Annotated in this window: 13 protein-coding genes; 12 read left to right on the plus strand and 1 reads right to left on the minus strand. The window is 36.2% G+C overall.

From position 1 onward, the window contains the following. Positions 1-26 precede the first annotated feature (26 nt). The 6 genes from tamL (at position 27) to SBO79_RS01460 (ending at position 6672) form a co-directional block, all read left to right on the plus strand. On the plus strand, positions 27-2573 hold the full coding sequence (gene tamL / locus SBO79_RS01435; RefSeq protein ID WP_318641265.1) for a translocation and assembly module lipoprotein TamL: 2547 nt from the start codon (positions 27-29) through the stop codon (positions 2571-2573). A gap of 47 nt (positions 2574-2620) precedes the next feature. Further along, entirely contained in the window at positions 2621-3688 is a 1068-nt protein-coding gene (gene fbaA / locus SBO79_RS01440) for a class II fructose-bisphosphate aldolase (protein ID WP_318641266.1), read from the plus strand. 68 nt (positions 3689-3756) lie between these two features. Continuing rightward, positions 3757-4611, plus strand: a complete 855-nt coding sequence (accD, locus tag SBO79_RS01445; RefSeq protein WP_318641267.1) for an acetyl-CoA carboxylase, carboxyltransferase subunit beta — start codon at positions 3757-3759, stop codon at positions 4609-4611. Between the two features lie 352 nt (positions 4612-4963). Then, positions 4964-5245, plus strand: a complete 282-nt coding sequence (locus SBO79_RS01450) for a type II toxin-antitoxin system RelE/ParE family toxin (RefSeq protein ID WP_318641268.1) — start codon at positions 4964-4966, stop codon at positions 5243-5245. Positions 5246-5257: 12 nt separating this feature from the next. Continuing rightward, a complete protein-coding gene (locus SBO79_RS01455; protein WP_318641269.1) occupies positions 5258-5560 on the plus strand; it encodes a HigA family addiction module antitoxin in 303 nt (100 codons plus the stop codon). A 278-nt stretch (positions 5561-5838) separates the two neighbouring features. Then, on the plus strand, positions 5839-6672 hold the full coding sequence (locus SBO79_RS01460; RefSeq protein WP_318641270.1) for a DUF5694 domain-containing protein: 834 nt from the start codon (positions 5839-5841) through the stop codon (positions 6670-6672). Between the two features lie 234 nt (positions 6673-6906). On the opposite strand, the gene SBO79_RS01465 is transcribed toward SBO79_RS01460, so the two are convergent. Beyond that, positions 6907-8157, minus strand: coding sequence for an ABC transporter permease (locus SBO79_RS01465; protein WP_318641271.1), 1251 nt, complete (start codon positions 8155-8157; stop codon positions 6907-6909). A 146-nt stretch (positions 8158-8303) separates the two neighbouring features. Between SBO79_RS01465 and purH the strand changes: the two genes are divergently transcribed. From purH to rodA, 6 genes are all read left to right on the plus strand, one after another. Further along, positions 8304-9830 carry a bifunctional phosphoribosylaminoimidazolecarboxamide formyltransferase/IMP cyclohydrolase gene (gene purH, locus SBO79_RS01470; protein ID WP_318641272.1) on the plus strand — a complete coding sequence of 509 codons (1527 nt, stop codon included), beginning with the start codon at positions 8304-8306 and terminating at the stop codon, positions 9828-9830. Positions 9831-9884: 54 nt separating this feature from the next. Then, positions 9885-10913 (plus strand): rod shape-determining protein, encoded by a 1029-nt coding sequence (locus SBO79_RS01475; RefSeq protein WP_318641273.1) that lies wholly within the window; start codon positions 9885-9887, stop codon positions 10911-10913. Positions 10914-10987: 74 nt separating this feature from the next. After that, complete coding sequence (mreC, locus tag SBO79_RS01480) at positions 10988-11812, plus strand: rod shape-determining protein MreC (protein WP_318641274.1); 825 nt, start codon at positions 10988-10990, stop codon at positions 11810-11812. Then, complete coding sequence (locus SBO79_RS01485) at positions 11805-12311, plus strand: rod shape-determining protein MreD (protein ID WP_318641275.1); 507 nt, start codon at positions 11805-11807, stop codon at positions 12309-12311. Before mreC ends, SBO79_RS01485 begins: the two co-directional genes overlap by 8 nt. After that, positions 12308-14224, plus strand: coding sequence for a penicillin-binding protein 2 (mrdA, locus tag SBO79_RS01490; RefSeq protein WP_318641276.1), 1917 nt, complete (start codon positions 12308-12310; stop codon positions 14222-14224). Before SBO79_RS01485 ends, mrdA begins: the two co-directional genes overlap by 4 nt. Positions 14225-14244: 20 nt before the next feature. Beyond that, positions 14245-15501 carry a rod shape-determining protein RodA gene (gene rodA / locus SBO79_RS01495; protein ID WP_318641277.1) on the plus strand — a complete coding sequence of 419 codons (1257 nt, stop codon included), beginning with the start codon at positions 14245-14247 and terminating at the stop codon, positions 15499-15501. Positions 15502-15774 lie beyond the last annotated feature (273 nt).

Raw genomic sequence — 15774 nt, forward strand, 5'->3', positions numbered from 1 at the left:
CTTTTGAACTAAAATTACCTGAAAACTTGAGAACCTCGTCTGCAAAAATATCATTAATTATCGTAATTGCGGTGATTATATCTGCTTGTAATGCTGTAAAAAGGGTTCCTGAGGGGAAACAGTTGCTTGTAAAAAACAAATTGGTTGTAAATGAGCAAAAATCAAAGGATGATGCGCTTGAAGCACAACTATATCAAAAGCCAAATAGCTCAATATTTGGATATAAATTGCGTTTGAATCTCTATAATCTAGCAAATCCAAATCCAGATTCAACTTATCAGGCTAAATTTATAAATAATCCAAAAAAGTACGAAAGACTTTCTAAAATTCTTTCAAAAAAGCAAGTTGATCGTCTTGGGAAGTCTTTTTGGTATTCGGGCATTCACAATTTCTTAAAAAAAACTGGTGAGGTACCGGTCATTGTAGATACTAAAAGCACCCAAAAATCTCAAAGTCGACTTCGAGCTTATTATTTTAACAAAGGTTTCTTTGATGTAAAAGCCACTTCAACCACAGACACTGTAGCGACGAAAAAAGCTGAAATCACCTATACAATCGAAACTAAAAGTCCTTATTATATTGATTCTTTGAATACCATTATTGCCTCGCCCGTATTGGATTCGTTGTTCAATACAACAAAGGCTTCGGCACTCTTAAAATCTGGTAAAATTTATGAGACCAAAGATTTTGAAGCAGAAAAGGATCGAATTACAACACAGTTTCGTAATACCGGCGTCTTTCAGTTTCAGCAAAATTATGTGCGCTTTGATATTGATACCGTCGGCATCGAAAAAAACAAAGCCAACGTAGATATGATTATTGACGACTTCTCATATCGGGTAGGCGATTCGACAAAAACAACTCCATTTAAAATATTCCACATCAAGGAGGTTAATATTTTTACAACTGATCAGACCAATAAAAAGTTTGAAAAAGTAGATAGCACAACCTACAAGGGTTTTAATTTGTATAGCAATGGCAAGCAGCATTATTCTTCAAAATCACTAACTAACCCTGTCTTTATTACTAAAGATGGAATTTTTGCCGATTATAAGACTACATTAACCTCTCGTTATTTAAGCAATCTGCGGGTATTTAATTATCCCACAATTACCTACGAAATTGACAAATCCGGCGATTCGCTCGTGGCAAATATATTATTAGTATCACGCCCGAAGTACAGCTGGAAAAACGGTTTTGATATTACAACATCCAATATTCAGGAGTTTGGAATTTCAGGAAATAGTGCAATTTCTATTCGAAATGTCTTTAATGGCGCAGAGATTTTAGAACTTTCAGGCAGAGGAAACATAGGGTCATCGAAAGATTTTGCCAATCCCAACGACAATTTCTTCAATGTATCGGAATATGGTGCCGATATAAAATTGACAGTGCCTCGAATTATTTTTCCGGTTAGTTTAGATCGCATTGTTCCGAAAAACATGTTGCCGGCAACAACAATTAGCTTTGGTATAGCCAAGCAAAATAACATTGGGTTAGACAAAGAAAATTTTACTGGAATAATGTCTTACAATTGGACTCCAAAACGTTTCAGCAGTGCGAGATTGGATCTTTTTAATATTCAATATGTAAATAATGTAAATATTGACAACTATTTTAAAGTTTATAAGTCATCCTATAATGTACTAAATAACCTCGCACATCAGTATCCTGCGAATCCCTCATATTTTGAAGGAAATGATCCTGCCAACGATCTTGCTGTTGAATTTACTCCCGATTTTATTGGCGATGTGCTCAATGACCCAGCACAATTACCTGTGACAGATGTGGATAAAAAAACTATCAATAATATCGAAGAGCGCCGATTAAGATTGACTGAAAATAATTTAATTTTTGCCACTAGTTTTAGCTTTTCAAAAACTAGCAAGACAAATTTGAACGACAATGATTTTCATCTATTTAGAACTAAGATCGAGTCGGCAGGAAATCTACTTTCGCTAGTTGCAGGAGCTAGCAATAAGCGAAATGACGCTGGCAAAAAAACCATATTGGACGTTGCTTTTTCACAGTATATAAAAACCGAATTCGAATTTATCAAGCACTGGGAAATTGGTCGGCAGAAAATTATTGCATTAAGAGGATTTGCCGGAATCGCTATTCCGTACGGAAATTCTGAGAGCATTCCGTTTTCACGATCCTATTTTGCCGGAGGTTCAAATGATAATAGAGCATGGAAATCGTACGGATTAGGTCCAGGAAGTGTCGCGTCTATCAATGACTTTAACGAGGCGAATTTCAAATTAGCTTTTAACGCCGAATACCGATTTAATCTTGTGGGCGGATTTAATGCTGCTTTGTTTGTAGATGCTGGAAATATCTGGAATGCGCTTGATAATGTTACTGATGAAAGGGCAAAATTTGATTCTTTTAAATCTTTGGCCGATATTGCGGTGGGATCAGGATTTGGAGTTCGATATGATTTTAGCTTCTTTGTAGTTCGATTGGATTTAGGTTTCAAAACGTATAATCCTGCCGAATTAGATAAGAAATGGTTCAGAGATTACAACTTTGGCAACTCTGTTTTAAATATCGGAATTAATTATCCGTTCTAAGTTTATAATTATTAATTTTGTACCGCAAATAAAAAAACCAAAACGCAATGGCTCATACAATAAAACCCGGAGTTGCAACCGGTGACCAAGTTCAGGAAATTTTCAGATATGCAAAAGAAAAAGGCTTCGCTTTACCTGCTGTAAACGTAACAGGATCAAGTACTGTAAACGCGGTGATGGAAACAGCTGCAAAGCTTAATGCCCCCGTTATCATTCAGTTTTCTAATGGAGGATCTGCTTATAATGCCGGGAAAGGCCTTTCAAACGAAAATGAGAAAGCAGCAATTGCAGGTGCTATTGCAGGAGCAAAACACGTTCATGAATTAGCAGAATTGTACGGTGCAGCGGTAATATTGCATACAGACCACTGTGCAAAGAAATTACTTCCTTGGATTGATGGCTTGCTTGACGCATCCGAAAAACACTTTAAAGAAACAGGAAAACCTCTTTACAGTTCTCACATGATTGATCTGTCTGAAGAGCCGTTGGAAGAAAATATCGAACTTTGCAAAAAGTATCTTACTAGAATGTCAGCAATTGGCATAACATTAGAAATCGAACTTGGAATTACAGGTGGTGAAGAAGATGGCGTGGATAATACAGATGTAGATAGTTCAAAATTATACACACAGCCAGACGAAGTTGCGTATGCTTACGAAGAGTTGATGAAAATCAGCCCTCGTTTTACAATCGCAGCAGCTTTTGGAAATGTACACGGCGTATACAAACCGGGGAATGTAAAATTGACACCGATTATCTTGAAAAACTCACAAGAGTACGTTCAGAAGAAATTTAACACAGCGCACAATCCAGTAGATTTCGTGTTCCACGGAGGATCAGGAAGTACACTAGAAGAAATTCGCGAAGCAATCACTTATGGTGTAATCAAGATGAATATCGATACCGATATGCAGTTTGCATTTACCGAAGGAGTTCGTGATTATGTTGTAAAATACAATGATTATTTAAAAACACAAATTGGAAATCCTGAGGGAGACGACATTCCAAACAAGAAATATTACGATCCTCGCAAATGGATGCGTGAAGGCGAGCTTACTTTTGTAACAAGACTTTCGCAAGCATTTGAGGATTTAAATAACGTACAGACTTTATAGTTTGCTACCGTCTCACATTTTTTAATTGAGACAACAATTGCATTCAAATTCACTTGAACAAATAATATATGGCTTGGTTTAAAAGAACTGCGAAAGGTATTACAACCGCAACCGAAGATAAGAAAGACGTTCCAAAAGGATTATGGTATAAATCTCCAACTGGAACGATTGTAGATGCAGATGAACTTGCGAGAAATCTTTATGTAAGTCCAGAAGACGGTTTTCATGTAAGAATAGGAAGTAAAGAGTACTTTGAAATTTTATTTGACAATAATGAATTTAAAGAACTAGACGCCAAGATGACGTCTAAAGATCCTTTGGATTTCGTTGACACCAAAAAATATTCAGATCGTTTGCGCGAAGCTCAGGACAAAACCAAACTTAAGGATGCGGTGCGCACAGGAGTTGGTAAGTCTAAGGGAAAAGACATCGTCATTTGCTGTATGGATTTTGCCTTTATCGGTGGATCTATGGGTGCAGTTGTGGGCGAGAAAATTTCGCGTGGCGTAGATTATGCCATTAAACACAAACTTCCGTTTATGATGATTTCCAAATCTGGAGGTGCTCGTATGATGGAAGCTGCATATTCGCTTATGCAATTGGCCAAAACATCGGCTAAGTTGAATCAATTAGCTACGGCGGGACTTCCGTATATTTCGCTTTGTACAGACCCTACAACGGGTGGTACAACGGCATCTTACGCGATGTTGGGCGATATCAACATTTCGGAGCCGGGAGCACTTATCGGTTTTGCGGGCCCGAGAGTTGTCAAGGATACAACCGGAAAAGATTTGCCAGAAGGCTTTCAAACATCGGAGTTTTTGCTAGACCACGGTTTCTTGGATTTCATTACCCACAGACGCGAGCTAAAAAACAAGGTCAACTTATATTTAGATTTAGTTCAGAATAATCCAGTAAGGTAGATTTAAAAATTGAAAGATTGAAAGATTGAAAGATTAAAAAATTATAGGAAGAAGCCGTTTCGAAAGAGATGGCTTTTTTCGTTATTGACGTTTTTTTATTTGGGCGTGCCCCTTTGGGTCGGGCTTTCCGCTGTATCTTTTGCTTAGAAATATTTCGCAAAACTAGAATGACTTTGGTAAGCAAAAGGATGCCGCTGCAATCCCTCACGCAGACCTTTTGTAACATTGAAATGAGGTTTTCAATTCCAGAAAAAAATCATCAATCGAAATAAGTGGACAACAAACACAAAGTACCGCTAAACCCAAAATATTATAAATTTTACTTACCTTTGGCGTTAGTAACGCGAAAGAGATGATTACAAGCTTTGGCTCAAAAGAAACCGAACAAATTTGGAATGGAATTCGAGTTAAGAAAATGCCATTTGACATTCAAACCGCTGGACGGCGGAAATTGAGGATGTTGAATAACTCGCAAGACATTACTGATTTAAGAATCCCACCATCCAACCAACTCGAAAAGCTGGGAGGCAAATTAGGCGATTTCTACAGTATAAGAAGTAATAACCAATGGAGAATTATCTTTTTATGGCACAATGGAAACGCAAGTGCAGTAGAAATAATTGATTATCATTAAAAAAGAGAAATTATGGAAAAGTTAGCGAATGTACATCCAGGAGAAATATTGAATTACGAGTTTCTTGAGCCATTGAAAATTTCGGCCTATAGACTTTCGAAAGATTTGAAAATACCTCAAACTCGTATTTCGGAAATCATAAAAGGAAACCGCAGAATTACCGCGGATACAGCTTTAAGACTGAGTAAGTATTTTGGAAATTCGGCAAAATTCTGGCTTGGAATTCAAAATGATTATGACATAGAAGAGGAAAAAGAAAATAAAGCAAAAGAACTAAACGCAATAAAGCAGTACGTTGACAAAAGTGTTGCCTAACAGCAAACACTTCGGTGGTCTTGAAACGCCAACACCCGAGCGATATTGAACTGACGAAGTATTGATGCATTGACTGAGCCTACCTTTGCTTAAAAAAATGACAATGTCAGATTAGTACAAATCTTTTTTGTAAAATTTGAGATAAATGTTGGTCCTTTTTTAAGCAAGAATGTTTTACTGCTTAAATAGGCTATATTTACTTTAGAATTTGACTTGAAGAGGAACAAAATAGGATTTTTCGACGAACTGACGCTAGCTGTAATTTTAAAAAAAACCATATGAAAAAAATAAATTTAATATTTTCATTTAGTATTTCTTTATTGCTAACAAACTGCAGTGTTCAAAAGCTTCCATACGAACAAACTGCTATTTACAAGACGAAATTTGACGATGCAATTCCAGTGTTGAATGTTGCTACATTTCATTTTGGAGAAACACCAGATGCAATTACAACGGAATTTGATGAGAAGAATGAAACAAATCAAACTGAAGTTAAAAAAGTTGCAGAAATGCTTGCTAAATTTAAACCTACAATAATTATAGTTGAATCAGTACCAGAAAATGACAGCCTGCTTCAATATAAATATTACGACTATTTAAAAAATCCAAAAAAAGTTTTTGATCATCCTACTGAAATAGAATTGCTCGCATATGAAGTTGGTCGATTAGGCGGTACAAAAAAAATTTACGGCATTAATTTTAAGGAGGAATATAAGATAGATGGAGAAATTACAAATCAAGTTGATGTGACAACAAATCCAAAATATTGGACTATGCTAGAGCAAAACGAGAAAAATAATCCCGAAGAAGGTATTCCATTTATCGAAATGTTCAAGTTAAATAATCATCCCCAATATCTGGAAAGTTTAATAAATATTAATGCAGATTTGTATACTTATGTTTCGAACAAAGGAAAATCTGAAGGTGCTGACGCAGCTGCAAAATTTTATCACAGAAATTTAGTTATGTTCTCCAACTTAAATCAAATAAAAATGACAAAAGATGATAGAATTTTTATAATAATGGGAGGTGCTCATACTGCGTTTTTTATGGACTTTTTGAAAAGAAGTCCAAAATTTAAGGTTGAAAACTCATTTAATTACATAAAATAACTGCACCTAACTGCCTTTCAATTTCAACTTTCCGCAGTGCTTCAACCGAAGACTAATCAAAACCCTGAGTCATCCACTTCTTGAGCGGCCTGCATATATTTGGCGCAAGCCTAATTCTAATTAAGGAAACTTATAAAATTATCTAGTTTTATGGAATAAGCTTTAGCCTCAACGGAGATCGCATCGTCGCTCGCAATAAGAATACCATAGGTTTATTTAAGGAGATAATCAGGATCACATCCCGGTCCTAATCGCCTCAACTGGATCTAATTTCGATGCTGCAATTGCCGGAAGAATTCCCGAAATTAAACCAATTCCTGCGGCCAAAGATGTTCCTAAAAGTATATTGGAAAAACTTAAAACAAATTCAAAATCCAGCGCATTGGTGAGGACAATTGCAATAACCCACACTAGTATTAATCCTATTATTCCTCCAAATAGTGATAATATCACCGCTTCAAATAAAAATTGGTACAATATAAAATTGTTTTTCGCACCCAATGCTTTCTGAATTCCGATTAAACTTGTGCGCTCTTTGACCGAGACAAACATTATATTGGCTATTCCAAAACCTCCTACAAGCAACGAGAATCCACTGATAATCCAACCCACAACATTCATCTGTCCAACAATATTATCAATCAGATCTGTAAGCCCTGAAAGTACATTAACAAAGAAATTGTCCATCTCCCCAGCCTTTAGACCTCTCTCGGAGCGAATTTTCTGAATCAACTCTGCTTTTAATGCGGGAATATCAGCGCCTTTCTCTGGTTTGATAATTACTACTGGCAACACAAAGTCACTCTTATCGCCAAACATTCTTCGGATAAAGTTGGCGGGGAAAAACGCTGATGAATCATTGTCCTCACCAAACATACCCATGCCCTGCTTCTTGACCACACCAATTACAGTAAACTTTTGACCATACATCCTAACTGTTTTGCCCAATGGTGCGATGTTTTTAAAAAGATTCTGCGCAATTTCGTAGCCTAGCACGACAACTTGTGCACCTGAATTAGATTCTGATTCATTAAAAAAACGGCCTTCTTCAAATTCTAAAAGCTGCACATCTAAAAATTCGTAGGTTACAGGAACTGCGGTAATTTGGTTCACTGTCTCGGTTTCGTATTTAATATTTTCTTTTTGAGTAAAGTATTTGAACGCCACATTATCAGTATTTCCAAGCGATTTTTTTAGAAATTGGTATTCTTCAAAAGTCACGTCTGGAAACTGCTCAGATTTCCAACGAGGAATTTCGGTAGGTCCAAAAGACACATTTGTATAGTAAATAGTATTTTTATCGAGATTGCTTAAAGTTCCCTTCACTTTTTTATCTAACGAATCCACCGCGGCCAATACTGCGATAATCGAAAAGATTCCGATGGTGACTCCAAGCAGCGAAAGAAGGGTGCGCAGTTTGTTATTGCGCAAAGCATTAAGAGCAAAATTGAAACTTTCGCCAACAAGACGGAGATAAATTATCATAACTAATATTATATCAGGTAAAATTCAATAATTAATTACGAAAATCCTAATAGATTACAATTGTAAAATATATATAAAGTGCCAAAAAGAAATTGGCATTATGCGCAAAAAAACTACTTTTGCAGCTACAAACACAATTATTAGAAATGACAACTACTAAAATAATCAAAACAGCTTTAATTTCGGTATTTTCAAAAGAAGGATTAGAGCCAATTGTAAAAAAATTGCACGAACAAAATGTAATATTTTATTCTACCGGTGGAACAGAAGATTTTATCAAAAACCTTGGTATTCCAGTTGTTGCAGTTGAAGATGTTACTTCATATCCATCAATATTAGGTGGCCGTGTAAAAACGTTGCATCCAAAAATTTTTGGTGGAATTTTGAACCGTCAAGATAATGAGAGTGATGTTGCGCAGATGCAGGAATTTGAAATTCCGCAAATTGATTTGGTTATTGTAGACTTATATCCATTTGAAGATACTGTCGCTTCGGGAGCAAATGAAGCAGATATTATTGAAAAAATTGACATTGGTGGTATTTCTCTAATTCGTGCAGCCGCAAAAAACTTTAAAGACACAGTAATTGTATCATCAGTTTCTCAATACTCAGGTTTTCTAGATCTCCTTAACGAAGGAAATGGGGCGACTACAATTGAAGAAAGAAAATTGTATGCAACTCAATCATTTCATATTTCGTCTCACTATGATTCGGCAATTTTTAATTATTTTAATACAGACGAGACATTTTATAAAGAAAGTGTCGCCAACGGAATGACTTTGAGATACGGTGAAAACCCACATCAAAAAGGGTTCTTCTTTGGAGATTTTGACGCGATGTTTAACAAACTTCACGGTAAAGAACTTTCTTACAACAATCTTTTGGATGTAGATGCTGCTGTAAATTTAATCTTAGAATTTAAAGAAGACGAACCCACTTTTGCAATCTTAAAGCACAACAATGCTTGTGGTTTAGCGTCCAAAAGCAGTATGAAAGAAGCTTACTTAGCTGCGCTTGCTGCCGATCCAACTTCTGCTTTTGGAGGAGTTTTGATTAGCAACGGTACAATCGATATTGATACAGCCCACGAAATCAATAAATTATTTTGTGAAGTTGTGATTGCAACAGATTATGATCAGGAAGCAATAGAAATTTTAAGTGAGAAGAAAAATAGAATTATTCTTGTGATGAACGATCAAGAATTACCATCAAAGCAAGTCCGTACTTGTCTGAATGGTCTTTTGGTTCAGGACAAAAATAATATCACAGACAATAAAGCAGACCTAAAGGTCGTTACAACTACTGCCCCAACTTCAGAAGAAATTGAAGATTTACTTTTTGCATCGAAAATATGCAAAAACACAAAATCTAACACAATTGTATTTGTAAAAAACAAGCAACTTATTGCATCAGGCACGGGACAAACTTCTCGCGTTGATGCATTGAAGCAAGCGGTTGACAAAGCAAACAACTTCAATTTTGATTTAGCTGGTGCTGTGATGGCGAGTGATGCTTTTTTTCCTTTTCCAGACTGTGTCGAACTTGCAGATAATGCAGGTGTTACAGCGGTGATTCAACCTGGAGGATCAATTAAGGATCAACTGAGCATCGATTATTGCAACGCAAATAATGTTGCAATGGTATTTACTGGAACACGTCATTTCAAACATTAATTTGTTTAACTTTGTCCGTTCCTTTTTTAATAATATTTAACCCTGAAAAAACGTATGGGATTTTTTGATTTCATGACCGAGGATATTGCGATAGATCTTGGTACAGCCAACACTCTAATCATACATAACGACAAAGTAGTTATTGATAGTCCGTCAATTGTTGCTCGTGACCGTATGTCGGGAAAGATTATAGCCGTGGGAAAAGAGGCAAACTTAATGCAAGGAAAGACCCATGAAAACATAAAAACCGTTCGTCCTTTGAAGGATGGAGTTATTGCCGATTTTGATGCGTCAGAAAAGATGATAAGTATGTTTATTAAAAGTATTCCAGCTCTTAAAAAACGTCTATTTACACCAGCCTTGCGTATGATCGTTTGTATTCCTTCTGGAATTACTGAGGTTGAAATGCGTGCTGTAAAAGAGTCTTGTGAACGTGTAAATGGTAAAGAAGTTTATCTAATCCACGAACCTATGGCCGCAGCAATCGGTATTGGTATTGACATTATGCAACCTAAAGGAAACATGATTGTTGATATAGGTGGTGGAACAACTGAAATTGCAGTAATTGCTCTTGGCGGAATCGTTTGTGACAAATCTGTAAAGATTGCAGGTGATGTTTTTACTAATGATATCGTATATTATATGCGTACACAGCACAACTTATTTGTTGGAGAGAGTACGGCCGAAAAAATAAAAATTGCCATTGGTGCTGCCAACGAAGATCTTGAAACTCCTCCGGATGATATGTCTGTTCAAGGACGTGATCTTCTTACGGGAAAACCAAAACAAGTAGAAGTTTCGTTTCGAGAAATTGCCAAAGCTTTAGACAAGTCTATTCAACGAATTGAAGATGCAATTATGGAAACCTTGTCTCAGACACCTCCAGAGTTAGCAGCTGATATTTACAATACTGGAATCTACCTTGCTGGTGGAGGATCTATGTTACGTGGTCTGGACCGAAGAATTTCGCAAAAAACTGACCTTCCAGTTTATATTGCCGAAGATCCTTTAAGAGCAGTAGTAAGAGGAACAGGAATGGCTTTGAAAAATATTACCAAATTTAAAAGTATCCTTATAAAGTAATGTTCGTTTCTCAGATATTGTCTCGCAGAGCACATTTAAAAACAAAGATTACAATCGCAAATCTGATTTAACAAATGCAACAAATATTCAATTTTATATTAAAAAACAGTACTAGGATACTGTTTTTGTTGCTTTTAATAATCTCGTTCGCACTTACTATACAAGCACATTCTTTTCACAGAAGTAAAATCATCAGTTCGGCAAATTTCCTAACTGGAGGTGTATACGAGCAAGTAAGTTCGGTTAGTGAATATTTCCATCTAAAAGATCAAAATGAACAATTAGCTCGAGAAAATGCTCGTTTAAAGACGTTGTTTTTTAATATGAAAGATTCTACGTCTTTGCAAAATTACGACAGTATTCCAGGTGTTGATAAAACGAATATCATTTTAGGAAAAGTAATTCATAATTCTTACAATGTATTTGAAAATTACCTAACACTAAATGTTGGAGAAAAAGATGATGTAAAAGCTGATATGGGTGTCATTAATGATGCTGGAGTGGTAGGTATTGTGGACAGAACATCCAAAAATTACGCGACAGTTATTAGCATTCTTAATACAAAATCACAAATCAACGCGAAGATTAAAAAATCAAATCACTTTGGCACTTTAGTTTGGAACGGGAAAAGCACCGGTTTTGTACAATTAATAGACGTCCCGAGATTGGCTGCAATAAAAAAGGGAGACACTGTGGTAACAGGAGTTCAATCAGGAATTTTTCCTTCTGATGTCAATATCGGAATTATTGATAAAATTTACATTGACAACGAAACCAACTATTATACGTTGAATGTTAAGTTGTTTAATGATATGACAAATTTAGGTCATGTGTATATTATTAAAAGCAAGCACCGAGACGAAATTATTAATTTAGAAAAAGCTAGTAAAGGTGAATAGTACAATTGTGCTCAATATCGTCCGTTTTATTTTGCTGCTTGCTGCACAAGTAATTATTTTTAATAATATTCACTTGTTTGGCTTTCTTACGCCATTTCCGTATATCTTATTTATTATTCTCTATCCAGTTGATGGAAATAAAGCAGCGCTACTTGTTTCTAGTTTTGTGTTGGGTATTATGCTCGATATGTTTTCTAACTCAGGAGGTGTACACGCCGCAGCGTGCGTGATGCTAGCATACACACGACCTACTATCTTCAAATTCTCTTTTGGAGTCAGTTATGAGTATCAAACCATTAGACTTAATGATGTACTGACCTCCGAAAGATTTTCGTTTCTTCTTATTGCCGTAGTCATTCACCACTTCACATTATTTTTACTGGAAGTTTTTAGACTTAGCAATATTTGGGATATTTTGTTGCGAACTATAGGCAGCACAGTATTTACCATCGTTTTGAGTATTATTTTGATCTACATTTTTAAACCTTCAAGACGATGAGAAAGTTATTGCTCCCATCAATGGTTGTAGTTGCAGCAGTATTATTGTTGATGCGGCTATTTTATTTGCAAGTAGTGGACGAAACTCTCAAATTGAAATCTGATAATAATGCCATTAAAATAAAATATGACTATCCCGAAAGGGGTTATATCTACGACAGGAAAGGCAAACTTCTAGTTGCCAACCAACCTTCATATGATATAATGGTTATTCCACGTGAGCTGAAAAATATCGATACGCTAGAATTTTGTCGCCTTTTAAATATTACAAAGGAAGAATATATTAGTAAAGTAGAAAAGGCCAAAGTATATAGCCCGCGTCTTCGATCTGTATTTTTGCCACAGCTCAATAAGAGTGAATATGCCGCTTTCCAGGAAAAAATTCGAAAATTTCCAGGTTTTGAAATTCAGAAGAGGTCTTTGAGAGATTACCAAGTGACTTTTGGTGCTAATATTTTTGGTTTTATTACGCAAGTAAATGAAGCGATCATCAACAAAAATCCTTATTACATCAGTGGAGATTTAATTGGCCGTCAGGGAGTCGAAGAAAGCTATGAAAACATACTACGCGGAGTAAAAGGAGTCAAATATATTCAGAAGGACAAATTTAATCGCGATATCGGTTCCTACAAAGACGGTAAATACGATACAATTGCTGTTCAAGGTGAAGACATAACACTAACCATCGATTTGGAACTTCAAAAGTACGGTGAAGAACTTATGGTCAATAAACGTGGGGGAATTGTGGCAATTGAACCAGCTACGGGAGAAATCCTTGCTTTGGTAACAGCGCCTTCATATGATCCTTCAATATTAGTGGGTCGAGAACGCTCGAGAAATTACACCAAATTGTACCATGATTCTATTGCCAAACCACTTTATGATCGTGGATTACTTGCCGAATATCCTCCTGGATCACCTTTCAAGATTTTAACGGGACTTATTGCTTTACAAGAAGAAGTAATTGATGAACAGACTTCATTTGTTTGCAACCATGGTTTTAGTTATGCTAGAGGTCGCTTTATGAAGTGCCACGATTCTGGAGTAATTAGATTACACGCCGGAATTTATAATTCTTGTAATACTTATTTTGCTAGCGCTTTTATGAAGACTATAAATAAGTATAAAAAACCTGCCGATGGTGTAAATGTGTGGTCAGACCATTTAAAAAGTTTTGGATTAGGGGAATTTATGGGTTATGATCTTCCAACAGGAAAGAAAGGTAATGCACCAGATTCAAAAACCTACAAAAGAATTTATCCAAATGGAGGCTGGAGAAGCACAACAATTGTATCAAATGCAATTGGCCAAGGTGAAGTTTTGATGACGCCAATACAACTTGCCAATATGATGGCGACGGTTGCAAATAGAGGACATTATTATACCCCTCATATCATTAAGAAAATCGAGCACGAAAATATTGATAAAAAATTTGTAACTAAACATGTTACAACAATCAATAAGAAATATTTTGAGCCTGTGATTGATGGATTGTTTGACGTGTATAATATGGGTACCGCTCGATCTCTACAGGTTGAAGGTATAGAAATTTGCGGAAAAACAGGAACTGCCGAAAACTTTGCCAAAATAAATGGAAAGCGAACCAAACTGCAAGATCACTCAATTTTCGTCGCTTTTGCACCTAAAGATAATCCTAAAATTGCCATCGCTGTATTTGTCGAAAATGGCTACTGGGGCGCTCGTTGGGCAGGTCCAATGGCAAGTTTAATGATCGAAAAATACATTAGAGGCACCATCACTCGCACAGATCTTGAGAAAAGGATGCTTGAAGGAAGTTTGCAAGCAGAATATGCCAAATACGAAGTAAAAGAAGGCAATATGGAAGAGATAAATGCTATGATGAAAAAAGTTTTAAAACCTACAGTCATTGACAGCAGCGAAGTAGAAAATTAAAAAAAAAGCAAATTCCGTAAATGAAAAATCAAAGTGTAAAAAGCAATCTCGACTGGCTTAGTGTAATAATCTACACCGCGCTACTCATTATGGGGTGGCTAAATATTTACTCTTCTTCCTTACCAATTGAAACCACAACAACTTTTGATTTTGGAGAATTTTACGGCAAGCAACTACTATTTATCATTTTTACAATTCCTCTAATAATTGTAATTCTATCGGTTGACGGAAAGTTTTACGAAAAGTACGCAACCATAATCTTTGCCATTTCCCTCGTTCTGCTGGCGGGCTTATTCCTTTTTGGAAAAACCATTGCAGGACAACGATGCTGGTACGCAATTGGATCTTTTACCATTCAGCCGTCAGAATTTGCCAAAACCGCTACTGCTTTGGCATTAGCCAAGTATCTGAGTGATGTACAAGTAAATCTTAAGGATCCAGCGCGACAAGTACAAGCATTACTCATCGTATTCCTACCAATAATGCTGATTTTGCCTCAACCTGACCCTGGAAGTGCACTTATTTACACAATATTTTTAATCGTTTTATATCGAGAAGGCCTTCCGGCTTGGTATATTTGGACTGGTTTTATCGCTATTGTACTCTTTATGATGGCACTTATGTTTGAGCCTTACATCATCATTTTAATTGCTGCGGTAGTTACTACAATCGTTTATTTAAGAAGTCGAATTGCCAATAGAAATATACTCGCAAGTGCAATAGTGATGGTGCTTATCTCCGGATTTGTGTTCTCAGTCGATTATGTTTTTGATAATATTTTTAAACAGCATCACCGCGATCGTTTTAATATTTTGTTGGGCAAAGAAGTCGATTTACGAGGAGTGGGATACAATACCAATCAATCCGAAATTGCCATCGGTTCGGGAGGATGGTTTGGAAAAGGATTTCTGGAAGGCACGCAAACCAAGGGTGGATTTGTACCCGAACAACATACCGATTATATTTTTACAACCGTTGGCGAAGAATGGGGATTCCTGGGATCGCTAGTTGTAATTGGTCTTTTTGTCGCGCTAATTTTACGCGTCATTTACTTATCCGAAAGACAAAAAACAAAGTTTAGCAGAGTCTACGGTTATTGCGTTGCGGGAATTATTTTTATTCACTTTTTCGTTAATATCGCAATGGTAGTCGGCGTCTTCCCCACGATTGGAGTACCTCTTCCCTTATTTTCTTACGGTGGATCTGGACTTTGGGCATTTACAATTTTGCTATTTATTTTTCTAAAAATGGATGCAAATAAAGTAAATGAGTGGTAATAATTATCGCAAAAATTACGCTTCCGCGGAAAGAACTCTAGCCAGAAAATTGTGGTTTTTTGGGGATTTTAAACACTTGTTGTATGGAGCGTCAACTTTTAGACGTTCATCTTTCTACGACGATTTTTCTTACACCATTATCTCAAATTCCAAATACTCCACGCTTTTTAAACAACGACTCGTTTATGTGCGAGCGACTACTGTACTACTAGAAATTTGATAGTGATCTTCAGTAAATAGCTGGGAAAATATATTTTCTAATGTGTCTGTGCA

This window comes from Flavobacterium ardleyense (assembly GCF_033547075.1).
Classification (GTDB): Bacteria; Bacteroidota; Bacteroidia; order Flavobacteriales; family Flavobacteriaceae; genus Flavobacterium; species Flavobacterium ardleyense_A.